General features: G+C 62.1%; 19 protein-coding genes. 7 read left to right on the top strand and 12 right to left on the bottom strand.

What is annotated here, in order from left to right:
- Window positions 1-222 precede the first annotated feature (222 nt).
- On the bottom strand, window positions 223-2175 hold the full coding sequence (locus ACJJVH_RS01320) for an acetoacetate--CoA ligase (RefSeq protein ID WP_412064580.1): 1953 nt from the start codon (window positions 2173-2175) through the stop codon (window positions 223-225).
- Between the two features lie 166 nt (window positions 2176-2341).
- Here ACJJVH_RS01320 and ACJJVH_RS01315 point away from each other — a divergent pair, with 166 nt between their 5' ends.
- Window positions 2342-4246, top strand: a complete 1905-nt coding sequence (locus ACJJVH_RS01315) for an AsmA-like C-terminal region-containing protein (RefSeq protein ID WP_113385479.1) — start codon at window positions 2342-2344, stop codon at window positions 4244-4246.
- Between the two features lie 32 nt (window positions 4247-4278).
- On the opposite strand, the gene ACJJVH_RS01310 is transcribed toward ACJJVH_RS01315, so the two are convergent.
- The 5 genes from ACJJVH_RS01310 to ACJJVH_RS01290 all read right to left on the bottom strand — a co-directional run bounded on the left by ACJJVH_RS01310 (window position 4279) and on the right by ACJJVH_RS01290 (window position 9494).
- Window positions 4279-5094 carry an ABC transporter permease subunit gene (locus ACJJVH_RS01310; RefSeq protein WP_112802704.1) on the bottom strand — a complete coding sequence of 272 codons (816 nt, stop codon included), beginning with the start codon at window positions 5092-5094 and terminating at the stop codon, window positions 4279-4281.
- Window positions 5095-5097: 3 nt separating this feature from the next.
- Entirely contained in the window at window positions 5098-6009 is a 912-nt protein-coding gene (locus tag ACJJVH_RS01305; RefSeq protein ID WP_113359499.1) for an ABC transporter permease subunit, read from the bottom strand.
- 3 nt (window positions 6010-6012) lie between these two features.
- Window positions 6013-7155 (bottom strand): ABC transporter ATP-binding protein, encoded by a 1143-nt coding sequence (locus ACJJVH_RS01300; RefSeq protein ID WP_112802953.1) that lies wholly within the window; start codon window positions 7153-7155, stop codon window positions 6013-6015.
- 186 nt (window positions 7156-7341) lie between these two features.
- Window positions 7342-8439 (bottom strand): polyamine ABC transporter substrate-binding protein, encoded by a 1098-nt coding sequence (locus ACJJVH_RS01295; protein WP_412064579.1) that lies wholly within the window; start codon window positions 8437-8439, stop codon window positions 7342-7344.
- A 182-nt stretch (window positions 8440-8621) separates the two neighbouring features.
- Window positions 8622-9494 carry a LysR family transcriptional regulator gene (locus tag ACJJVH_RS01290; RefSeq protein WP_113393439.1) on the bottom strand — a complete coding sequence of 291 codons (873 nt, stop codon included), beginning with the start codon at window positions 9492-9494 and terminating at the stop codon, window positions 8622-8624.
- Window positions 9495-9581: 87 nt separating this feature from the next.
- On the opposite strand from ACJJVH_RS01290, the gene ACJJVH_RS01285 reads away from it, so the two are divergent.
- Window positions 9582-9839 (top strand): hypothetical protein, encoded by a 258-nt coding sequence (locus tag ACJJVH_RS01285; protein WP_113393438.1) that lies wholly within the window; start codon window positions 9582-9584, stop codon window positions 9837-9839.
- Here ACJJVH_RS01285 and ACJJVH_RS01280 read toward each other — a convergent pair.
- The 4 genes from ACJJVH_RS01280 to ACJJVH_RS01265 all read right to left on the bottom strand — a co-directional run bounded on the left by ACJJVH_RS01280 (window position 9815) and on the right by ACJJVH_RS01265 (window position 14696).
- Complete coding sequence (locus ACJJVH_RS01280; protein ID WP_113423269.1) at window positions 9815-12352, bottom strand: methyl-accepting chemotaxis protein; 2538 nt, start codon at window positions 12350-12352, stop codon at window positions 9815-9817. The genes ACJJVH_RS01285 and ACJJVH_RS01280 overlap by 25 nt on opposite strands.
- Before the next feature lie 324 nt (window positions 12353-12676).
- Window positions 12677-12820 carry a hypothetical protein gene (locus ACJJVH_RS01275; RefSeq protein WP_412064578.1) on the bottom strand — a complete coding sequence of 48 codons (144 nt, stop codon included), beginning with the start codon at window positions 12818-12820 and terminating at the stop codon, window positions 12677-12679.
- A gap of 159 nt (window positions 12821-12979) precedes the next feature.
- On the bottom strand, window positions 12980-13492 hold the full coding sequence (locus ACJJVH_RS01270; protein WP_412064577.1) for an ankyrin repeat domain-containing protein: 513 nt from the start codon (window positions 13490-13492) through the stop codon (window positions 12980-12982).
- A 70-nt stretch (window positions 13493-13562) separates the two neighbouring features.
- Entirely contained in the window at window positions 13563-14696 is a 1134-nt protein-coding gene (locus tag ACJJVH_RS01265) for an NAD(P)/FAD-dependent oxidoreductase (RefSeq protein ID WP_412065204.1), read from the bottom strand.
- A gap of 184 nt (window positions 14697-14880) precedes the next feature.
- Between ACJJVH_RS01265 and ACJJVH_RS01260 the strand changes: the two genes are divergently transcribed.
- The 5 genes from ACJJVH_RS01260 to edd all read left to right on the top strand — a co-directional run bounded on the left by ACJJVH_RS01260 (window position 14881) and on the right by edd (window position 21952).
- The gene (locus tag ACJJVH_RS01260) at window positions 14881-16317 is read left to right on the top strand and encodes a glutamine synthetase family protein (RefSeq protein ID WP_112802720.1); all 1437 of its coding nucleotides are present in this window, start codon (window positions 14881-14883) and stop codon (window positions 16315-16317) included.
- Window positions 16318-16328: 11 nt separating this feature from the next.
- Window positions 16329-17627, top strand: a complete 1299-nt coding sequence (locus ACJJVH_RS01255; protein ID WP_412064576.1) for an NAD(P)/FAD-dependent oxidoreductase — start codon at window positions 16329-16331, stop codon at window positions 17625-17627.
- 130 nt (window positions 17628-17757) lie between these two features.
- The gene (zwf, locus tag ACJJVH_RS01250) at window positions 17758-19233 is read left to right on the top strand and encodes a glucose-6-phosphate dehydrogenase (protein ID WP_112802724.1); all 1476 of its coding nucleotides are present in this window, start codon (window positions 17758-17760) and stop codon (window positions 19231-19233) included.
- A 15-nt stretch (window positions 19234-19248) separates the two neighbouring features.
- Window positions 19249-19947, top strand: a complete 699-nt coding sequence (gene pgl, locus ACJJVH_RS01245; RefSeq protein WP_112802726.1) for a 6-phosphogluconolactonase — start codon at window positions 19249-19251, stop codon at window positions 19945-19947.
- 181 nt (window positions 19948-20128) lie between these two features.
- Complete coding sequence (edd, locus tag ACJJVH_RS01240) at window positions 20129-21952, top strand: phosphogluconate dehydratase (RefSeq protein WP_113393435.1); 1824 nt, start codon at window positions 20129-20131, stop codon at window positions 21950-21952.
- Between the two features lie 168 nt (window positions 21953-22120).
- Here the strand turns inward: edd and ACJJVH_RS01235 are convergent, their stop codons facing one another.
- Both ACJJVH_RS01235 and ACJJVH_RS01230 read right to left on the bottom strand, forming a co-directional pair.
- Window positions 22121-22474, bottom strand: coding sequence for a hypothetical protein (locus ACJJVH_RS01235; RefSeq protein WP_112802730.1), 354 nt, complete (start codon window positions 22472-22474; stop codon window positions 22121-22123).
- Window positions 22475-22674: 200 nt separating this feature from the next.
- Window positions 22675-23763 (bottom strand): sn-glycerol-3-phosphate ABC transporter ATP-binding protein UgpC, encoded by a 1089-nt coding sequence (locus ACJJVH_RS01230; RefSeq protein ID WP_112802732.1) that lies wholly within the window; start codon window positions 23761-23763, stop codon window positions 22675-22677.
- Window positions 23764-23779: the final 16 nt, after the last annotated feature.

Raw genomic sequence — 23779 nt, 5'->3', positions numbered from 1 at the left:
TCGGAACGAAAAAAAGGCAGCGAAGCGCGCTGCCTTTGAAGTTGATGCTGTCTAAAGCTAGCTCGAGTCGGGGAACTTCATGTCTCGGGAGCCAGGGGCAGCTCCAATCCGCTCCTAGCTCATGCGAACGGTCTCAAGTCGGCCTTTACCTTTGACCAAGCTTTCTTAACGCGAAGTTACCAAACGGGGGTCATCGTTTGCCCCTCAGTTTTAAGGTTCGTCTTAACTTTTCAACTCTTCGAGCCCTGCAAAGAGGTCGAGCGCTTCCGGGTTGGCGAGCGCCTCCTTGTTCTTGACGGCCCGGCCATGCACCACGTCGCGCACGGCAAGCTCGACGATCTTGCCGGATTTCGTGCGCGGGATATCGGCAACGGCGATGATCTTCGCCGGAACGTGACGCGGCGAAGCGCCGGTGCGAATACGGGACTTCATCGTCTTGACGAGATCGTCGGTCAGGGAAACGCCCGGCGCAAGGCGGACGAAGAGCACGACGCGGACATCATCCTCCCAATCCTGGCCGATGCAGAGCGCTTCCAGCACTTCGGGGATCTGCTCGACCTGATTGTAAATCTCGGCCGTGCCGATGCGCACGCCGCCGGGATTGAGCGTCGCGTCCGAGCGGCCATGAATGACGAGGCCGTCATGCTCCGTCCATTCGGCGAAATCGCCGTGGCACCAGACATTGTCGAAGCGCTCGAAATAGGCGGCGCGATATTTGACGCGCTCCGGATCGTTCCAGAACATGACCGGCATGGAAGGGAAGGCTCTGGTGCAGACGAGTTCGCCCTTCTCGCGACGTACCGGCTTGCCTTCGTCGTTCCAGACATCGACGGCAAGGCCAAGGCCCGGCCCCTGGATTTCGCCGCGCCAAACGGGTTGCAGCGGGTTGCCCAGCACGAAGCAGGAAACGATGTCGGTGCCGCCGGAAATCGAAGCGAGCTGAATGTCGCCCTTGATGCCCTCATAGACGAAGGAAAAGCCCTCCGGCGACAGCGGCGAGCCGGTGGACGTCATCAGCCGCAGGCTCGAAAGATCATGCGACGTCCTCGGCGTGAGGCCGCTCTTGTGGACGGCATCGATATATTTGGCGGACGTGCCGAACAGCGCGAACTTCTCTTCCTGCGCGTAGTCGAACAGGATGTTGCCGTCGGGCGCGAAGGGCGATCCGTCGTAAAGGCAGAGAGTCGCGCCGGCGGCAAGGCCCGCCACCAGCCAGTTCCACATCATCCAGCCGCAGGTCGTGAAATAAAAGACCTTTTCGCCGGGCACCACGCCGCAATGCAGGCGATGCTCCTTGACAAGCTGCAGCAGCGCGCCGCCGGTCGAATGCACGATGCACTTCGGGACGCCGGTGGTGCCGGAGGAAAACAGAATGAACAGCGGATGGGAGAAAGCGACGGGAACAAACTCGACCGGTTTCGCCTCGTAGGACGCGACCAGATCGGCGAGAGTCCGCGCAGCCGGCGTCGCAACGACGACCGCCTCGGCGCTGCCGGCGTAAGGCACGATGACGGCGGGCACATCCAGGCGCCGTGCTATGGCGCTGACCTTCGCGGTGACGTCCTGCAACTTGCCGCCATACCAATAGCCGCTGCAGGCGATGAAAAGTTTCGGCTCGATCTGGCCGAAGCGATCCATGACGCCCTGCTCGCCGAAATCGGGCGAACAGGAAGACCAAATCGCGCCGATCGACGCGGCCGCCAGCATGCAGGCGATCGTCTCCGGCATGTTCGGCATCATCGCCGCCACGCGGTCTCCCTTGCCGATGCCATGGGCGCGATAGGCCTGCTGCAGGCGCGAGACCATTGCCGCCAGCCGGTCCCACGACCAGCGATCGCGCACCTTGTCCTCGCCCCAGAACACCAGCGCATCGCCCCCGCCGCTCCGCGACAGCAGGTTTTCGGCGAAATTCAGCCGCGCATCGGGAAAAAAGCGGGCTTCCAGCATCAGGTCGCCATGGACAAGCGCCCGCTCGCCGCGTTCACCCTTCACGCCGCAGAAATCCCAGACCGCCGTCCAGAAATTTTCCCGGTCGGCAATCGACCAGCCATGGAGGCCGGTGAAATCGGATAAGGACAGGCCGAAACGCCGGTTGCACTCCTGCATGAAGGCAAACATCGGGCTCTGGCGGCGAAATTCTTCCGATGGTATCCAGAGCGGCCGCCGATCCTGCATATTTCTCTCCCCCGCTTTTCGTCCTATATAGCAATGCTGCAACGCATTATAAAATCACGGTGTTGTGGCGATTGCCAGTGCGTGGTGTTTGCATCCGCCAAACAATTCCTATATCCGGCAAACGCAGGCAGATCATCCCTATCAGTTCGAGAGTCCCCACGGGATCATGAGAGCTTCGAAAAACAATAAGTGGCGACTGACGTTGCGATCGGCCTCGCGTTGGCTGCCCGGCGCCGCCCGCACGACCGGCATCGTTCTTCTCACGATTCTCATCGTCTTCGCTGTCTTCAGAGCGACCGCGCCTTTCCTGATTTCCAGCGGCCTGGTGCGCTCCGGCATCGAGAAGGCCCTCTCGGAATGGACGGGATATCGCGCTCAGATCGAAGGCGATCCGACGCTGGAATTCTGGCCGACGGCGCGCGTCACGCTCAATCAGGTGACGATCCGCGAGCCGACGAAAAACGGCAAGGTCCTTGGCCATGTCGACAGCCTCTCGGCGGATTTCTCGCTGCTGTCGGCCATCCGCGGCCATGCGCGGTTTCATGAGTTTCATTTTCTGCGCCCGGTCCTCTATATCCGCCGCGACGAAGACGGCCTGATCGACTGGACGAACGAGGGCCGTCTCTCCAAGGCCATCGAACAGGCGGAGGCCTCCTCCGGCGACGGCATATCGATGCGGAAGGACCAGGACGCCGCCATCGGCATGCTGACCATCGAGGACGGCAGCATCGAGATGGCCGACGAACGCAGCGGCAACATCTACAAGCTCAACGGCATCAACGCGGACATTTCCTGGCCGCGGCTGTCGCAGCCGATGACCGCCGTCATTCTTGCGCGTTTCAACGACCAGGACGTCAAGCTCAATTTCGACTCGACGCAGCCGCTGCTCTTCTTTGCCGGCAAGAGCGTCGACGCGAAAACCAGCTTCGCCTCGTCGATGATCAACTGGACCTATGCCGGCGTCACCAGCATATCGGACCTCTCGGCGCTTTCGGGCAACCTGCAGCTCAGCGTACCGAATGTTCCCGCCTTCTTGGCATGGAGCGGCCAGCGTCTGCCGGCCGCCGACGCCCTCAAGAACGTTTCTCTGAGCGCCGATATTGCCGCGATCGACAACGGCCTGCGCTTCAACAACCTCAATTTCAAGGTCAATGATTCGGCGGCTTCAGGGGTCATGGACCTCAACTCCACGGCAGCGGGCAAGCCCAAGATCTCCGGAACGCTCGCCTTCGACCAAATGAACCTCAATCCGTTCCTGGCCGCCTTTTCCATGCGCCTTGCGGCCGAAACCGCGATCGACGCGCTTTTGAACGGCAATCCGCTGCAGCGGCTCGATCTCGACATGCGCCTGTCGGCAAACAAGGCGGCGCTCGGTCCCTTCCAGTTCGAGAATATCGGCGCAAGCCTGCTGGTGGCCGGCGGCAAGGCGAAGTTCGACATCGGGGACAGCAGTTTCGAGAGCGGCTCGCTGACCGCGCATCTGGAAGTCGCCCCCGGGGATTTCGACGGCGGCGGCAAATTGCAGATCTCCATCCGAAACGCCGATTTCGGCGGCCTCTTCACCCGATTGAAGCTGGTGGGGCCGCTGCCGATGCCATCGTCCGGATCGCTGGATCTCGCGCTCAGCACCTCCAAGCCGATCTGGGTGGCCACGCTCAGCGACGTGGCCGGCACGCTGCACTTCAAGTCGGCGGCGGGGTCGCTGCGCCAATTCGACATCTCCGCCTTCCGGACGCTGGCCGCTGAAAAAACCTTCTTCCGGATGAGCGACGTCGCCGATGCATCTTTCGACTTCGACAGCATCAATGTCGATGCAAGCTTTGCGAAAGGGTCGGTCGAGGTGAAGAATGCCTCGATCGCGGGACAGAACGAAACGATTACCTTCAATGGCGTCGTTCCGTTCCGCACCAATGGCCTCGCGCTCTCGGGCGCGGTCGAGGCGACATCGCCCTCCGATGCCGACGAGTTGCCGATGCTGCCCTTCTTCATCGGAGGCAGCTGGCCGAACCCGGTCGTTTCGCCGGTCGCAACGCTCCTGCAGAAGCCGATACAGCCGCTGCAGCAACAATAATCGCCCAAGCCTGCCGGTTGCGCCGCCGCGCCTCAGGCCGCGGCAGCCGCCTGTTCATCCCGCTGCCGCTGGACTTCGCGACGTTTCGTCACGATGGAAGCGCAGATGACGCCGATGGTGACGACGCCGATCAGGATCGTGCAGATGGCGTTGATCTCCGGCGTGACGCCGAGCTTGACCTGGCTGTAGATGAGCATCGGCAGCGTCTTGGCGCCCGCACCGGACGCGAAGGTCGCGATCACCAAATCGTCGAGCGACAGGGTCAAAGCCAGTACCCAGCCTGAGAATACGGCCGGCGCGATGATGGGGAGCGTCACCTCGAAGAAAGTCCGCACCGGCGGAGCACCGAGATCCAGCGCCGCCTCCTCGATCGAGCGATCGAAGGTCAAAAGGCGCGACTGCACGACGACGGCGACGAAGCACATGGTCAGCGTCGTATGCGCCATGACGATGGTCCAGAAGCCGCGGTCGACACCGGAGGTGACGAAGAGCAGCAGCAGCGACAGGCCGGTGATGACGTCAGGCATGACGAGCGGCGCATAGATCATGCCGGAAAACAGGATGCGGCCGCGGAAACGCGTGTAGCGCACGAGGGTCAGCGCCGCCATGGTGCCGAGCACCGTGGCGATGGTCGCCGACAGGAGCGCGATGCGGACCGTCAGCCAGGCGGCGCTCAGCATGGTATCGTTGCTGAAAAGATGCACGTACCATTGCGTCGAAAAACCGCCCCAGACCGTGACCAGCCGCGACCTGTTGAAGGAGTAGATGACCAGCAGCAGGATCGGCAGGTAGAGGAAGGCCAGGCCGAGCGTGACCGAGACGATGTTGAAACGGGACCAGCGGATCATCGACTATCTCCCCTTTTCGTCGGCCCTGGCCTGGAAATGCTGGAAGAAGACGATGGGCACCACCAGCACCAGAAGGAGGATGGTCGCCACCGCCGACGCCAGCGGCCAGTCGGTATTGCTGTAGAATTCCGTCCAGAGCACCTTGCCGATCATCAGGGTCTCCGAGCCGCCGAGCAGATCGGGAATGACGAATTCGCCGACGGCCGGGATGAAGACCAGCATGCAGCCGGCAACCACGCCCGGGATGGAGAGCGGAAAGGTGACGCGCCAGAAAGCGCCGATCGGCGTGCAGCCGAGATCCTGCGCCGCCTCGATCAGCGTGCCGTCCATCTTCTCCAGTGCCGAATAGAGCGGCAGCACCATGAAGGGGAGATAGGAATAGACCATGCCGATATAGACCGCCGTATTGGTATTGAGGATGACCAGCGGCTCGTGGATGATGCCGAGCGCCATCAGCAGCTGGTTCAGCAGGCCCGTCGTGCTGAGGATCGACATCCAGGAATAGACGCGGATCAGGAAGCTCGTCCAGAAGGGCAGGATGATCAGCATCAGCAAAGTCGGACGGATCGTTCGCGGCGCCTGCGCCATGCCGTAGGCGATGGGATAGGCGATGATCAGGGTCAGCAGCGTCGAAATCCCGGCGATCTGCAGGCTCTGGATGTAGGCGTTCATGTAGAGAGGATCGCCCGCCAACCATGTGTAGTTGTCGAACGACATGGTTTGCAGCTTGTCCCACCAGTCGCCAAAGCTGTCGCTCCAGGCGAAGGATGGATCGTAGGGCGGCACCGACATCGCTTTCGTCGACAGCGAGATGCGGAAGACGATGAGGAACGGTGCGAGAAAGAAGGTCAGCAACCAGGCATAGGGGACGATGATGACAAGGCGCTGATAGATGGAGGAACCGAGCGCTCTCATGAATCAATCCTTCAGCAACACGCCGGCATTTTCGTCGAAGGAGACCCAGACGTTCTGGTCGTAGGTGAAGGGCTCTTCCACGACGCGCACGGCGTTCAGCGACGAGGCCTTGACGACCTGCCCGCTCTTCAGCTTGACGTGGAAAACGGTCATGTCGCCGAGATAGCCGATATCCCAGATCTCGCCCTCGGCGGCATTGAGGGATGCGTTGGCGGGCGGACGGGGCGTTACCCGCAGCTTTTCCGGGCGAATGGCAAGGCTGGCACGGCTTCCCTCGGCCGGGGCGCCGCCCGAGGCGGTGCGCACCGTGAAGCCGGAATCGACCGATATCTCGACGATACCCGATTGCGCCGAGATGACATTGCCGTCGAGGATGTTCACATCACCGATGAAATCGGCGACGAAGCGGCAATTGGGCGCCTCGTAGATCTCGGCCGGCGTTGCCACCTGCACCACCTTGCCGTGGCTCATGACCGCGATGCGGTCGGCCATGGTCATCGCCTCTTCCTGGTCATGGGTCACGACGACGAAGGTCAGCCCGAGGTTCTGCTGAAGGTCCATGAGCTCGAACTGGGTTTCCTCGCGCAGCTTCTTGTCGAGCGCGCCGAGCGGTTCGTCCAGCAAGAGCACCTTCGGGCGCTTTGCAAGGGAGCGGGCCAGCGCCACGCGCTGGCGCTGGCCGCCGGAAAGCTGGTTGGGCTTGCGTCTGGCGAACTGCTCCAGCTTGACGAGCTTCAGCATCTGCGTGACGCGATCGGCAATCTCGTTCTTCGCCATGCCGTCCTGACGCAAGCCGAAGGCTATGTTCTTCTCGACCGACATATGCGGAAAGAGCGCATAGGACTGGAACATCATGTTGACGGGACGGCGGTAGGGCGGCGTGCCGGCGAGATTCTGCCCATCGAGCACGATCTCGCCCGTCGTCGGCTGTTCGAAGCCCGCCAGCATGCGCAGAAGTGTGGACTTGCCGCAGCCCGACGCGCCAAGGAGAGCAAAGAATTCACGATTGTAGATATTCAGGGAGAGGTCGTCGACGGCGGTGAAATCACCGAACTTCTTCGTCACATTCTTGAAGGAAATGTAAGGCTTGGCCGAAGGATCGGTCCAAGGAGCAAAGGAGCGCCGGATATTACCGAGTGACTTCATCATCTATCCCCAAATGGATGCCCGCATGGGCTTTCCTAAAGCACTTCCGCATTCCGGACGGAAAACCGCTGCGCACTTTTCCCGGAAATGCGTTGGCACCGGCTCTTCCCCATTCCGGCGCGCTCGTGATTCCTGCATCGTGCTCTTAAGGAAAGGCCCGGACGTTGCCGTCCGGGCCGTTTCGACTTATTGGCCGGTCGTGACCTTTGTCCACAAGCGCGTTGCCAGGCGCTGCGTTTTCGAGTCCCACGGGGTCAGCGTGAACAGCTTCTCGCGGACCTCGTCGGTCGGATAGACGGCCGGATCGTCCAGCACGTCCTTGCTCACGAACTGCTGCGACGCCTTGTTGCCGTTGGCATAGGTGGTGGCGTCACTGGCCTTGGCGATGACTTCCGGCTTCATGATGTAGTTGAGGAAGATATGCGCCTCCTCGACATGCGGCGCATCGGCCGGGATCGCCATGACGTCGAACCACATCTGCGCGCCCTTGGTGGGGATCGAATAGCCGATGTTGACGCCGTTCTTGGCTTCGGCGGCGCGGTTGCGGGCCTGCAGCACGTCGCCGGAATAGCCGAAGGCGATGCAGATATCGCCGTTGGCGAGCGCATTGATGTACTCGGAGGAGTGGAACTTGCGAACGAAGGGGCGGATCGCGGTCAGCAGATCTTCGGCCTTCTTGAAATCTTCCTGCTTGGTCGAATTCGGATCGAGCCCCAGATAGCGCAAGGCTGCCGGGATGACGTCTGTCGGAGAGTCCAGCACGTAGATGCCGCAATCCTTGAACTTGGCGGCAAGCTTGGGATCGAAGATCACGTCGATATCCGGTGCTGCATCTGTGCCGAGGATCTGCTTCACCTTGTCGACGTTATAACCGACGCCGCTGGTCCCCCACATATAGTCGATCGCGTACTGGTTGCCGGGATCGTAGGTGGCGATGCGCTGCTGCACCGTATCCCACATGTTGGAGAGGTTCGGCAACTTGGACTTGTCCAGCTTCTGGAAGACGCCGGCCTTGATCTGGCGTTGCAGGAAATAGGCCGTCGGCACGACGACGTCGTAGCCGGTCTTGCCCGCCAGCAGCTTCGTTTCCAGGGTCTCGTTCTGGTCGAAGGTGTCATAGACGACCTTGATCCCGGTTTCCTTGGTGAAATCCTCCAGGATCGAATTGTCGATATAATCCGACCAGTTGTAGATATTGACGACCTTGTCTTCCGCCTGAGCGGCCGCCGCCAGCGAAACGACCGCGAAAGCCGTTGCTGCAAGCCGTGCGAACATGGACTTCATAGTCCCTCCTGTTTTGTTCAAGGGCATCCAGGCGACACCCAACCCTCTGTTTTTCCCGCTAGACTAGAAAGGAAATCGGAAGGCGACAAGGGGAAAAGCGTCGCCGCATACTCTTTCACATTTCGTCGTCCATCGGCCGAAAGAGGCGCATCCGCTCCAGAAAAGGCGCTGCGAGACACGGCTCACGCATAGGTCGGGCGCTTGCCCGCGAACAATTCGGAATGGCTTTTCAGCAGTTTGGTCATGCGGTCGACCACGGTACGGATTTCCCTGCGATGACGGTCGGCATTGTTCATGACGATCCATTGCCGGTGGCGCAGCGACGCGATCTCCTCGCCGACCCGTTCCAGCCTCGGCTCCTGATCGCCGACGAAGCAGGGCAGGACGGCGATCCCCGATCCGGCAAGCACCAGATCGTGCAGCGAGCGCGGACGGCTGACCGTGAAAGCAATGTCCTCCCGCCTGTTCCGGTGCGGCCAGCGCAGATAGGCCGACACGGCCTCGTCTTCCGCCACCGCGATCCAGCGCTGCGGGCCGGCGAAGCGCATGTTGCGCGCCTGATATGCGGCATAGGCGACATCGCCGGTCTTGATGGCGGCGAGATTGGTCTCCTCCGGCTCGAAGGCGCGGATGCCGATGTCGCTCTCGCGATGGGCGAGGCTGGCACGGCGCTCGCCGAGATGCAGGTCGATGCGGAAACCGTCGCGCTCCGAGCAGATCGTCGGCATGTTCTGGCTGAGCAGCCAGCCGACCCATGTGCCCGCGGCGATGCGGACGACGGACATGCCCTGCGCGTCGCGCTGCCAGCTGTCGACCTTGCGGGCGGCGGCTTCCATCTCCAATAGCTGGTCGAACAGCGCCTGGCCGTCGCCTGTCAGCGCGTAGCCTGTCTGGCTGCGCTCGAAAAGCGGGCGTCCGATCTGGCCCTCCAGTTCCAGCATGCGGCGGCCGATCGTCGCCGGGCTCAGGCCGCTCGAAGCAACGGCGCCCGTCAGACCGCCGCCGCGGGCGACGTCCAGGAAGAGCTGGTAGGAATCCCACGTCGTGTTTTTCATAATTGAAAAACATAGGCCGAAAACCGCTGTTTATAAAGCAAATTCGGGTGTGTAGTTGAAGGGATGCCCAAACCACGGAGACATCTCATGATGGACAGCATCGCTTTAGCCAAGGCCCTCGAATTGCAAAGCATCGCACGCGAAGAACAATGGCGACGCAACGAGGATCTGTTCTACCTCGACTATGCGCGGGATCCCCTGCCCTTTTTCCACTGGCTCGGGCGCATGGTCGCCGGGCTGCGCGACCGAAAGCGGTCAATGAAAAAGGCGGACCGGCTGGAGACCAGCCGATCCGCCTGCAATAGCAACGATGGCTGCGCTCAGGCGGCCTCTTCGCGCATATAGCCGGCGCCGTATCCGGCCTCGATCTTGAATTGCTGGATCAGATGCAGCAGGGCATCGGCCTCGCCGGCAAGTTCGCGGCTTGCCGCCGTCGTCTCTTCCACCATGCCGGCATTCTGCTGCGTCATCTGGTCCATGTGATTGACCGAGGAGTTGACCTCCTGCAGGGCGCTTGCCTGGTCATGGCTGGCGCGTGCGATCATTTCCACATGCTGGCTGATCGTCACGATCTGGCTGCTGATCTGGGCGAGCACCGAGCCGGCCTCCTGCACGAACTGCGAGCCGGAATTGACCTCCTGTGTCGACTTGTTGATCAAGCCCTTGATTTCCTTTGCGGCAGCGGCGGAGCGTTGCGCAAGCTCGCGCACTTCCATGGCGACGACCGCGAAGCCCTTGCCGGCATCGCCGGCGCGGGCAGCTTCGATTCCGGCATTGAGCGCCAGAAGATTCGTCTGGAAAGCGATCTCGTCGATGACGCCGATGATCTGCTCGATCTGACGGGACGCATCCTCGATGCGCGTCATCGCGTCGATGGCGTTGCCGACAACGATGGAGCTGTCGTCGGCGCTACGCTTGGCTTCGCGCACGATGGCATCCGCATCCTTGGCGCGCTCGGCGGAGGAACGGACCGTGGCGGTAATCTCGTCGACGGCGGCGGCGGTCTGCTCCAGCGAAGCGGCCTGCTGTTCGGTGCGCTTCGAAAGATCCTCGGCGGAGGCCGCCATCTGCGCGCCGTTGCTCTGGATCATCTCGACATTGTTGCGAACCTGGCTCAGCGTCTGCTGCAGGCGCGACAGCGAGCTGTTGAAGTCCTGGCGCAGCTGCTCCAGGCGGCCGATGAACGGTGTGTCGATCGTTGCCGAGATATCGCCCTGCGCGAGGCGTTCGAGACCGGCGGCAAGCTCGCTGACGGCGTAGTCGATCTGACGGTCGAGCTCGCGCTTCTCGGCGTCGTTGCGCTGGCGTTCGTGCTCGGCGGCGGCTCGCTCCTCGTCGCTCTGCTCCTCGATGCGTATCTTCGAGATGGCGTTTTCCTTGAAGATGCCGAGGGCGCGGGCCATGTCGCCGATTTCATCGCGGCGCTGCTCGCCGGAGATGGAAGTTTCCAGCATGCCGTCGGCAATGCGACGCATGGCGGCAGTGATCTGGCCGATCGGGCGTTGCAGGGTCAGGACGAGCGCGATGCCGCCGGCGACCGAAAGGATGATGCCGAGGGCGGTTGCCAGGATCGATATGTAATTCGCCTGGTTGCGCTCGCTGCCGGCACTCTGCTTCTGGGTTTCGGCAAAGGCGGTGAGCTGGCCCCAGACCTGATCGAGCTGCTGGCGGGCGCTCGCATATTCGCCGATCCGCTGCGTGATGGTGTCGACCAGCTTGCCGCCGGCATCGTCCATGGACTTGATGGCCGGGCGAATGGCCGCATCGATGTCGCCGGCGAAATCCATGCTCTTGGCGCTCTGGTTCAGCGTGTCGATATCGCCGGCGAGCTTGGAGATTTCCTGACGCAGGCGAACGAGGTTGTCCTTGTTGGTATTGGCGTTGAACTCCGCGAGGACGAGTTGCAGCGAATAGACGGAGTCTTCGAGGCGGCGCGTATCCTGCAGGACGGAATTGGTCTGCGCGACGCGGGCATCAAGGGAAACGAACGTCGTGGTCGCCTGACGCATCATCTGCGTCGCCGTCAGCTGCGTATAGGTCGAGGTCTGGCGGAAGCGCGAGAGCAGCCGGCCGATATTGGCGATGGTGTCGTCTGTCGGAACGTCGGTGCTTTCGGTGAAGGCGGCAAGATCCTTGATCGTGCCCACCAGAGACTGAACGACGCTCTTCTGGTTCTGCGGCAAGGCGAGATCGATGGAGCGCTGAGCCCTGGTCAGATCCTGCAGCCGGTCCTTCAGAAGCTTGACCTTGTCGGCCGGGGTTGCCGCCTTGTTGAAATCCTCCGCCACGGAGACCAGCAGGTCGCCGCCCTTCAGCAGGCGGTCGGCCGAGCGCAGCGTCGAGGTCGCGTCGGCCTGATCCTGCCGCATCTGGTCTTCCAGCTGCTGGCTGTTGAAGTTGACATTGAAACGGGCGCTGATCAGAGCGCGCTGCGCATCGTCGATCGTCTTGCGCAGCGAGAGCTCCTGCTCGTGCAGCGACCACAACCTGCCGACCAGGTTGGACATGTCGGCCGTCTTGGCGGTCGCCTCGGTCAGATTGTCGCGGCCTTCCGCATCCTGCCCCAGCTGGCCCAGCGTCGTATCAAGGACGCTCTGCTGAGACTTGATGTCGTCATAGAGCTTGTCGCGCTGCTGCTCGTTGGTGATGCGCAGAAAGTCGTCCATCGAACCATAGAGGTTCTTGAAGCCGGTCAGCGACTGCAGGACGCTGTTGGAAATCTCCATGCGCCCCTGCAGCAGGCCCGACGCATAAAGCCCGGTGAGGCCCACGGCGGAAATGCTGATGACGAACGGCAGGACGAATATCAGAACCTTCGTCTTGATCTTGAAACGCGATAATATCTTGTCAATGAACATAGTGGCTCAGACCTCTCAACACCGCTCCCCCGTCGACGCCCCCTCGGCGCTGACCGGATGTATAACCATCGTTCTTGAAATATCCGCAGGCGGGGGTCCCGAGTCGTGTCAGGAAGCAATCATTGCTCCGGCTCTATCTTGCAGTAGAGCGCCCCAAGAAATCGCCAGGGATTGTGGGTGCGATTAATTAATTTTCAGATAAGGGGTCCGCAGCCGCCATTGCCGGCTCGAACAAGCACCGCCGGACAGGCTGGCGCGGCATGAATTTCACGCGGAAGAAGCCGTCGTCGAGCGGCGGCGGCAAGATGGCGGAAGCGGCTGAAATCAGTAGCCGCGCACCGCCAGCAATGCGATGCAAGCGGCGGTAACGCCTGTCGCGAGCATCAAAAACTTCACGGCCAAAAGCCTGGCGTTATCGCGGGTCTGAGCGATTGCGATGGCGCGAGCACGACGCTTTGTTCTGTTCATGAGCATATTCCCATTTTCGCACTGACACGATAACCGGCAAACGGTGCTTTCGGCAACTGCCAATCTATTCACGAAAGATGTAGGAAATGAAAACACGAAAACCAGAGGTTGGCCGCAAGTGTCGCACCCACCGGTCAGGGAGCGCGCGACAGGAGCGCGTTACTTCAGCAATGCCGAAATGGCGGGATTGGTCGCCATTTCGGCGGCGGTCTTGCCAGAAGTGGACCTGATGGACTTGTCGGCGCCATTCTTCAGCAATGCCTTGACGATAGCCGGATCTCGCTGCTGGGTCGCCATATGCAGCGGCGTCCAGCCATCGAAATCGCCGCGCGCGTTGACGTCGGCACCCCTGGAAGCCAGAAGATCGATCATGCTCGCGGGTCCGTAATAGGCGGCGGTATGCAACGGAGCCCAGCCCTCCGTCGTCTTCAGGTTCACCTCGGCGCCGCAGGCCAGCATCTTCTTGACGACATCGCTTTTCCTGTCGCGGATCGCAATGGCGAAATTCGTATCGCCGCCCCTATCCCGGCCGTTCGGATCCAGCTTGTTGCATTGCGCGGAAGCGGCGCTGGCACCCGATGCCGTCATGGCAAGCATGCCGAGCGACATCGCCATGGCCGCAGCGATGCCTGAAAGAACCGCCTGGCGGGATATCCGGACATTAAACGTCATAATTGCTTCCATCTTGCATGTTCGCGTCAAAGGGGTCTTCTCCGATTTGCCGCCGCTTGGCAAGATCAATTCAGGCCGCCTCGCCGGCGACATGGCCGGAGGCCCAGGCCCATTGGAAATTATAGCCGCCGAGCCACCCCGTGACGTCGACACATTCGCCGATGAAGAAGAGGCCCGGCGCCGTCTTCACCTGCATCGTCCTCGAATCGAGGCAGGCTGTATCGATGCCGCCAAGCGTCACTTCCGCCGTCCGATAGCCCTCCGAGCCGGATGGCCTGATCGGCCAGGACTGGATGGCGGCCGCGAGCTGTTGCAGCCGCTTGTCGGACTGATCCGCCATGTTGCCCGACAGGCCCTCGCTTTCGACGAAATGCTGCGCCAGCCGCTTCGGCAGGATCTCCGCCAAGGCCGTCTGCGCCGACTGCCGGCCATTGGCCTGCTTCGCCTTCTTGAGCAGCGCGAACATGTCGATGTCGGGTTCGATGACCACGGTGATGTCCTCGCCTTCGCGCCAATAGGAGGAAATCTGCAATATGGCGGGGCCGCTGAGGCCGCGATGGGTAAAGAGCAAGGCCTCGCGGAATGCCGTCCTGCCGTGGCGGATCTCGGCGGGTGCGGCAATGCCCGACAGCGGCGCGAGGCGCTGAAGCAATTGCGGATCGAGGGTGAGCGGCACAAGGCCCGGTCGCGTTTCGACGAGGGGTAATCCGAATTGCTCGGCGATGCGATAGGCAAGGCCGGTGGCGCCCATCTTGGGGATCGACTTGCCGCCGGTGGCGACAACAAGCGAAGACGCCTGGAAAATGCCCTCGGACGTGGCAACGCGATAGCCGCCGGAGGTCTGCTCGATGTCGCCGATCTCGGTTCGCAATCGCAGCTGTGCTCCGGCCGCGCGCATCTCGTCGGTCAGCATGCGGATGATGTCCTTGGCGCTGTCGTCACAGAAAAGCTGGCCGAGCGTCTTTTCATGCCAGGCGATGCCATGGCGCTCGACCATGGCCAGGAAATCCCTCGGCGTGAAGCGCGCCAGCGCCGATTTGGCGAAATGCGGATTGGCGGAGAGGAAGTTCCTCGGCGCGGTATTGATATTGGTGAAGTTGCAGCGGCCGCCGCCCGAAATGCGGATCTTTTCGCCGGGTGCGCCAGCATGGTCGAGCACGATGACGGAGCGTCCGCGACGGCCGGCGCCGATGGCGCACATCATGCCTGCGGCGCCGGCACCGAGGACGATCACATCATATCTGCCAGTCACGCCTCAACCTCTTACTCTTCGCCACGCGCTCGTAATTTTTTCCATCATATGGCGAAAGTCCGAGCGGTTTTCCCCCTCGCCAATTGGCAAACTGCGGCTATGATGCAATCACCGATCAACCCAAATACGGTGTTTTATGCCCGCGAGAAAGACCCCGCTGAAAGCTTCCGTGCCTGTCTCCAAAGTCCCTACTGTTCCTCCCAGTCTGAGATCGGCACGCGGCGTGGCAAACTGGAAGGAAGCGGCCCAATGGCTGCGGGCGCGCGGGATCGAAGACATAGAATGCATCACCCCCGACCTGGCCGGCGTGCCGCGCGGCAAGATGATGCCGACCTCGAAATTCACCTCCAACACATCGCTGGCGCTGCCTTCCGCGATCTATCGTCACACGATCTCGGGCGAATATCCGGAAGAGACCGAGAGCTTCCGCTATGAGCCGCGCGACAACGACCTGAAGTTGGTCCCCGACCTGTCGACGCTGTCCGTCGTGCCATGGGAGACCGATCCGACGGCGCAGGTGATCTGCGATATCGTCGATTCCGAAGGCCAGGAAGTCTCCTATACGCCGCGCAACGTCTTGAAGCGCATCATGGGGCTTTATCGCGAGCGGGGCTGGAAGCCCGTGGTGGCGCCGGAAATCGAGTTCTACCTCGTCGCCAAGAACGACGACCCGGACTATCCGCTGCATCCGCCGAAGGGCCGCTCCGGCCGTTCCATCCTCGGCGGACAGGGCTATTCCATCGCCGGCATCAACGAGTTCGACGAGCTGATCGACGACATCTATCACTTCTCCGAAAAGCAGGGCCTGGAGATCGACACGCTGATCCATGAGGAAGGGCCGGCCCAGCTCGAAATCAACCTGCGCCACGGCGATCCGATCGAGCTGGCCGACCAGGTGTTCATGTTCAAGCGCACGATCCGCGAGGCGGCGCTGAAGCACGGCATCTACGCGACCTTCATGGCCAAGCCCATGCAGAGCCAGCCAGGGTCGGCGATGCACATCCACCAGTCGGTCGTCAACATCGAAACCGGCAAGAACGTCTTCACCAACCCCGACGGAAGCCCCTCGTCCGAATTCTTCCATTTCATCGGCGGCATGCAGCGCTTCGTGCCGAACGCGCTTGCGATGCTGGCGCCCTATGTGAACTCCTACCGGCGGCTGGCGCCGAACATGTCCTGCCCGGTCAACAATGCCTGGGGCTACGACAACCGCACCACGGCTTTCCGCGTGCCGGTTTCCGATCCGCAGGCACGGCGCGTCGAAAACCGGCTGCCGAGCTCGGATGCCAATCCGTACCTCGCGCTTGCCGCCTCGCTCGGCTCCGGCCTGCTCGGCATCATGAAACAGGTCGAGCCGACGGCGCCGACCGAGGACTCGGCCAATGAAGGCTCCATCGATCTGCCGCGTGGCCTCCTCGAAGCCATCGCGCTCATGGAGGACGAACCCGCTTTCGAAGAGGTCTTCGGCGAGGATTTCATCGGCATCTATGCCGGCGTCAAGCGCGGCGAATTCGAAACCTTCATGCAGGTGATCAGCCCGTGGGAGCGGGAATTCCTTCTGCTCAACGTGTGAAGGGAGCCCCCATGACGCTGCAGGAAACATGGCAGAGCCCCATCGCGCCGGGCCTTTCCTTCTATCAGGCGACCGTCGGGCCGCGTGCGAGCTATCCGAAGCTCGACGGGTCGCGCCGGGCCGACGTCGCGATTATCGGCGGCGGCTATACCGGCCTCCAGGCGGCCTATAATCTCGCCAAGGGCGGCGCCGGCGTCGTCCTGATCGACGCCAGCCGCTTCGGCGACGGCGCCTCCGGCCGCAACGGCGGCCAGCTCGGCACCGGCCAACGCTGGTGGCCCGAGGAGATGGAAGCGAAGATCGGCTACGAACGCTCGAAGGCCCTCTTCGATCTTGCCGAGGACGCCAAGCATCATCTGCTCGATTTCGCGTCCGCACACGGCATCGACATCGACTACCTGCCCGGCCAGATGAACGTCACGCACAAGCGCAGCTACAAGCGCGACTACATCGACAATGCCGAGATCGCGGCAGCCCGCTACAACTATCCCCACATGCATTTCATGGATCAGGCCGAAACCCGGGAACGGCTGGGTTCGCAATTCTATCTCTATGGCGTCCGGGATACGGGCACGGGCCATATCCATCCGCTGAAGCTGCTTGTCGGCCTCGCCCGAGTGGCGGCCGAGGCCGGCGCCGCGCTCTTTGAAATGACCAGGGCGAAGGCCCTGCGGCAGGCAGACGGCAAGACGATCATCGAAACGGATGGCGGAAACATCACCGCCGACCGGGTGCTGATCGCCTGCAACGGCTACATCGGCAACCTCGAGCCGGTGACATCGAGCCATGTCATGCCGATCCGCTCCTTCATCGGCGCCACCGAGCCGCTCGACCGCTTCCCGGAGGTGCTTCCCGGCAACGAGGCGGTGGCCGATTCGCGGTTCGTGGTGCGCTATTTCCGCAAATCGAAGGACGGGCGGCTGCTGTTCGGCGGCCGCGAAGCCTATACGGCCGACAATCCGCGCGACATAACGCAGCACATCCGGCGGCAGATCGCGGAGATCTATCCCGCCTTGGGCGATATCAACATCGACTATGCCTGGGGCGGCTCGGTCGGCATCACCATGCCGCGGCAGCCCTTCGTGCGCGAAGTCATGCCGGGCGTCACCTCCATCGGAGGCTATTCCGGGCATGGGGTGATGCTGTCAAACTATTGCGGTAAACTCTATGCGAAAACGGTTCTCGGGAATGTGGACGAGCTTCATCTCTTCAAGGAGCTGAACATCCCGCCCTTCCCCGGCGGTGCGCGCATGCGGGCGCCCCTGCTGTTCCTGGCGCTCTCGTGGTTTGCGCTGCGCGACAGGTTCTAAACCGGAAGATGATTTCTTCCGCCGGCAATCCGCTCTAAAAGGCCGAGTCTGAATTTTGCGATGCACACTGGCCTTTTTAAATCGATTAGATTAAAAGGGGCCTCAACCAAGACCGATTGAGAGATAGCTCATGAGTAGCCAAATCATTCCCGTTGAACCATTCGACTATGTCGTTTTCGGCGGCAGCGGCGACCTTGCCGAGCGCAAGCTTCTGCCCGCCCTTTATCATCGCCAGGTCGAAGGCCAGTTTTCCGAGCCGACTCGCATTATCGGCGCTTCGCGCAGCGCGCTTTCCAACGAGGAATATCGCAAGTTTGCCGACGCCGCCCTCAAGGAACACCTGAAAAAGGGCGAATATGACGAGGCCGAAGTCAAGAAGTTCCTGGCCCGCCTGTTCTACGTGCCGGTCGACGCCCGCAGCGACGCCGGCTGGGATCAGCTCAAGAAGCTTCTGGACGAGGGCAAGGAGCGCGTGCGCGCCTTCTATCTCGCCGTTGCTCCGGGCATCTTCGGCGACATCTCGCAGAAGATCCACGATCACAAGCTCATCACCAAGCAAACCCGCATCGTCGTCGAAAAGCCGATCGGCCGCGACCTCGCCTCCGCGCTGCAGCTGAACGACACGATCGGCAAGGTCTTCAAGGAAGAGCAGATCTTCCGCATCGACCACTATCTCGGCAAGGAAACCGTGCAGAACCTGATGGCGCTGCGCTTTGCCAACGCCCTTTACGAGCCGCTGTGGAACGCCAATCACATCGACCATGTGCAGATCACGGTTGCCGAATCGGTCGGTCTGGAAGGCCGCGCCGGCTATTACGACACCGCCGGCGCCCTGCGCGACATGGTGCAGAACCACATCCTGCAGCTGCTTTGCCTGACCGCGATGGAAATTCCCTCCTCCATGGATTCGGAAGCCGTGCGCGACGAGAAGCTGAAGGTCCTGCGCGCGCTGAAGCCGATCGACGCCTCCAATGTCGAGCAGGCGACCGTTCGCGGCCAGTACCGCGCCGGCGCCTCGGCAGGCGGCCCGGTCAAGGGCTATCTCGACGAGCTGGAAGGCGGCGTTTCCAACACCGAGACCTTCGTCGCCATCAAGGCCGAGATCGGCAACTGGCGCTGGGCCGGCGTTCCCTTCTACATCCGCACCGGCAAGCGCCTTGCCGGCCGTGTGTCGGAGATCGTCATCACCTTCAAGCATATCCCGCACACCATCTTCGATCAGGCCGCCGGCCGCATCGTCGCCAACCAGCTCATCATCCGCCTGCAGCCGGACGAAGGCGTCAAGCAGTCGCTGATGATCAAGGACCCGGGTCCGGGCGGCATGCGCCTGCGCAACGTCTCGCTCGACATGAGCTTCGCCTCGGCCTTCAACGTCCGCAATCCGGACGCCTACGAACGGCTGCTGATGGACGTCATCCGCTCGAACCAGACGCTGTTCATGCGCCGCGACGAGGTGGAAGCGGCGTGGGAATGGGTCGATCCGATCCTCAAGGGCTGGGAAGAAGCCGGCCAGCAGGTGCAGGGCTATACCGCCGGCACATGGGGTCCGAGCCAGGCTATCGCGCTCATCGAGCGTGACGGCCGCACCTGGCACGACGATATCTAATCCGGGACGACGACGATGACAGCGAACATGCATGCTTTCGCCAATGGTGCCGAACTCGCCGGCAAGCTCGCGGACAAGGTGGCCGAAACCCTTTCGTCCGCCATCGCCGCGCGCGGTTCCGCGAGCATCGCGGTCTCCGGCGGCTCGACGCCGAAGGCCTTCTTTCAGGCGCTGTCATCGCGTGCGATCGACTGGGGCAAGGTAACGATCACCCTGGTCGACGAGCGGTTCGTGCCGGCGGACAATCCGCGCTCGAACCACCTGCTCGTCCAGGAGAACCTGCTGAAGGACAAGGCGGCTGCCGCCAGGTTCCTTCCGCTCTATCAGGCCGCGGCTTCCGTCGAGGAGGCTGCGGTCATCGCCACGGAAGAGACCAAGGCTGTCGGTCATCCCTTCGATGTCGCCATCCTCGGCATGGGCAATGACGGCCACACGGCCTCCTTCTTTCCGGGCGGCAGCAATCTCAAGACCGCACTCGATCCGAACACCCCGCGCGGCATCATCACGATGGAAGCGGAAGGTGCCGGCGAGCCGCGCCTGACATTCACCTTCTCCAGTCTTCAGGATGCCCGATTGCTGGTGCTCCATATCGAGGGAGAGGGCAAGAAGGACGTCCTCGCCAAGGCCGAAGCAGCCGGTGAGGAAACCGAGATGCCGATCCGCGCCATGCTGCGCCGGGCCGCTTCTCCGGTCGAGATTTATTGGGCTCCGTGACACGGCCACAAGGCCTCGTCATCGATCCCTGAAAGACACAGCAACATGTGCTGCGCCATGCGCCCCCTGCGGGCGCACCGGCAAAGCATTGACATTTTGAACCCGCGCCACGTCCTTGACCAAGGCAGATCGGAGCAGATCTTCCGGGACGTCGCGCAGAACAGACGGAGGCAGATCGACCATGGCCGCTGACGCCCGCATTTCCGCGATTACCGCACGTATCGTCGAGCGCTCGAAGCCGACGCGCGAGCGCTATCTGGACCGCTTGCGCAACGCCGCAACGAAGGGAGCACAGCGCTCCGTGCTCGGCTGCGCCAACCTCGCGCATGGCTTCGCCATCTGTTCCCCCTCCGAGAAGGAGGCGCTGGCGGGAGACCGCGTGCCCAATCTCGGAATCATCACCTCCTATAACGACATGCTCTCGGCGCATCAGCCCTTCGAGACCTATCCCGCCATCATTCGCGAGGCGGCGGCGCAGGCCGGAGGCATCGCCCAGGTGGCCGGCGGCGTTCCGGCCATGTGCGACGGCGTCACGCAGGGCCAGCCGGGCATGGAGCTTTCGCTCTTCTCGCGCGACCTGATCGCTATGTCGGCTGCCGTCGGCCTGTCGCACAACATGTTCGACGCCGCGGTCTTCCTCGGCGTCTGCGACAAGATCGTGCCCGGCCTCGTCATCGCCGCCCTCTCCTTCGGCCATCTGCCCGCCGTCTTCATTCCGGCCGGACCGATGACCTCGGGCCTGCCGAACGACGAAAAGTCGCGCGTGCGCCAGCTCTATGCGGAAGGCAAGGTCGGCCGCGCCGAGCTACTGGAGGCGGAATCGAAGTCTTACCACGGCCCCGGCACCTGCACTTTTTACGGCACGGCCAATTCGAACCAGATGCTGATGGAAATCATGGGCTTCCATATGCCGGGCGCTTCCTTCGTCAATCCCGGCACGCCGCTGCGCGAGGCCCTGACGCGCGAGGCCGCCAAGCGTGCGCTCGCGATTACCGCCATGGGCAACGAGTTCACGCCGGCCGGCGAGATGATCGACGAGCGCTCGATCGTCAACGGCGTCGTCGGCCTGCACGCCACGGGCGGCTCGACGAACCATACGATGCACCTCGTCGCCATGGCGCGCGCGGCGGGCATCGTGCTTACCTGGCAGGATATTTCCGAGCTTTCCGACATCATTCCGCTGCTGGCCCGCGTTTATCCGAACGGGCTTGCCGACGTGAACCATTTCCACGCCGCCGGCGGCATGGGCTTCCTCATCAAGGAATTGCTGAAGAAAGGACTGCTGCACGACGACGTGCGCACGGTTTACGGCCAGGGTCTCGGCGGCTATACCGTCGACGTCAAGCTCGGCGCAGACGGCAATGTCGCGCGCGAGCCGGCCCCGGACAAGAGCCACGATCCGAAGGTGCTGGCAAGCATCGAGACGCCCTTCCAGGGCAATGGCGGCCTGAAGATGCTGCGCGGCAATATCGGCAAGGCGGTCATCAAGATTTCCGCCGTCAAGCCGGAGCGCCATATCGTCGAGGCGCCGGCCGTGATCTTCCACGATCAGCTCGAAATGCAGCAGGCCTTCAAGGACGGCAAGCTGAACCGCGATTTCGTCGCCGTCGTCCGCTTCCAGGGGCCGAAGGCCAACGGCATGCCGGAACTGCACAAGCTGACGCCGGCGCTCGGCGTGCTGCAGGATCGCGGCTTCCGCGTGGCGCTTCTTACCGACGGGCGCATGTCCGGCGCGTCGGGCAAGGTTCCCGCCGCCATCCATGTGACGCCGGAAGCCGTCGACGGCGGCCCGATCGCCCGCATCAGGGAGGGCGACATCATCCGCATCGACGCGATCGCCGGAACGCTGGAAGTGCTGGTCGATGCCGCCGACATGGCCGAGCGCGAGCCTGTCGTCGCGGATCTGTCGGAAAACGATTTCGGCATGGGCCGCGAACTCTTCGCTCCCTTCCGTCATGCCGCGGGACCGGCGGATCAGGGTGCGAGCGTGCTGTTCCACCACTAGAGCAGTTCCTCGTTTCACGGAATCGATGAACCGCTCTATCCCTTTGTTTTTACGCGATTCTGGACGGAAAACCGCTGCGCACTTTTCCTGGAATTGCTCTAAGGCAAATCAGGACAAACAGAAAGGCCCGCGCGGTTTCAATCGCGCGGGCCTTTCTGTTTCGGCTGCTCAGGCGCGGATGTCGAGCACGCGGTTGCGATGGGCCGGATGGGTGCTGTAGACGAAGATCTTGTTCATTTCCTTCTCCGTGAGGAGACGCAGGAAACGGACTTCCACCGTATTGTTGGGGAACACCTTCATGAGCACGCAGCCGACCTTGCTGATGCGTGCATCCGGAATATCCAGATAGAATTGCTTCGGCAGATTGTACTGCGTAAGGATCGCCAGAATGGCGCTGCTCTGCGAGATGCGGATAATATCGCAGCGGCGGGACGCAAGGTTCATCACGCCCTTTTCGGTATATTCGAGGCGCGCCGCGTTCATCGTGTCTTCCATGCGGAACCGCACTTCGCGGTCATACATGAAGGATTCCTCTTTATTGAGGAAGTGCTGACCTGTACTAGCTCTGCCGAAAGCAGCCATCTTGGTAAACCCCTGGGGTATATTACGAAGGCAAGACTATCAGCGGGTCTTTAACAGAAGGTTCGAGCGCGCCGGCCCAAGATAATTTTTGTTCGGCATTCTTGCTTGAGCCGGCAGCGCTCTTCAGCGGTATTCCAATACTACTTGCGATAGGAATGGCCATCCGCGTCGAAGAGATGCAGTTTCTGCCGGTCGGCGGCAAAGCGCATCTTCTGGCCGCGATGGATATCGGCAATGCCGGGAATCTTGACGATGATCGGCTCGCCGTCGACCAGACCTTCGATGTAGAGCTGCGTCACCTCGCCAAGCGCTTCGACGATGGAGACCTCGCCTTCGAAGAGATAGTCGTCGCTCGTCGCAATGCGCAGGTCCTCCGGACGCACGCCGAAACTCGCCGACTTGCCCTTCTCTGAGGCTGCCGTCGGCATGTCGAGCGTCACCGTCTTGCCGCCCGTCAGCGTCACGGCCGTCGTCGCACCCGTCTCCAGCACCGTGGCCGGGATGATGTTCATCGCCGGCGAGCCGATGAACTTGGCGACGAAAAGATTGGCCGGGCGCTCGTAGAGATCCAGCGGCGCACCGACCTGCTCGACACGGCCGGCCGACAGCACCACGATGCGGTCGGCAAGCGTCATGGCCTCCACCTGGTCGTGGGTGACGTAGATCATCGTCGTATCGGGCATGGAGTCGCTGAGCTTGGCGATCTCGATGCGGGTCGCGACGCGCAGGGCGGCGTCGAGGTTCGAAAGCGGCTCGTCGAACAGGAAGACCTTCGGATTGCGGCAGATGGCGCGGCCGATGGCGACGCGCTGGCGCTGGCCGCCCGAAAGCGCCTTCGGCAGGCGCTCCAGATACTGGGTAAGCTGCAGGCTGGCGGCGGCGGCGCGGACGCGACGGTCGATCTCCTGCTTGTTCTCCCCGGCAATGCGCATGCCGAAAGCCATGTTGTCATAGACGGTCATGTGCGGATAGAGCGCGTAGGACTGGAAGACCATGGCGATGCCGCGCCTGGAGGGCGGAACCTCGTTCACCTTCTGCCCGGCAATGAACATATCGCCTGCGGTGATGCTCTCGAGGCCGGCGATCATCCGCAGCAAGGTGGACTTGCCGCAACCGGACGGACCGACGAAGACGATGAACTCGCCGTCGTTGATCTCCAGGTCGATGCCATGCAGCACATGTACGCTGCCGTAGGATTTCTTGATATCCTTCAGAACAAGTCCCGTCATTATGCTCCCTCCTCCA

It is taken from the genome of Rhizobium sp. SYY.PMSO (assembly GCF_046840415.1).
In the GTDB taxonomy this organism is placed as follows: Bacteria; Pseudomonadota; Alphaproteobacteria; order Rhizobiales; family Rhizobiaceae; genus Rhizobium.
The sequence above is the reverse complement of the archived record's forward strand: the minus strand, read 5'-3'. Positions and strand labels throughout refer to the sequence as shown.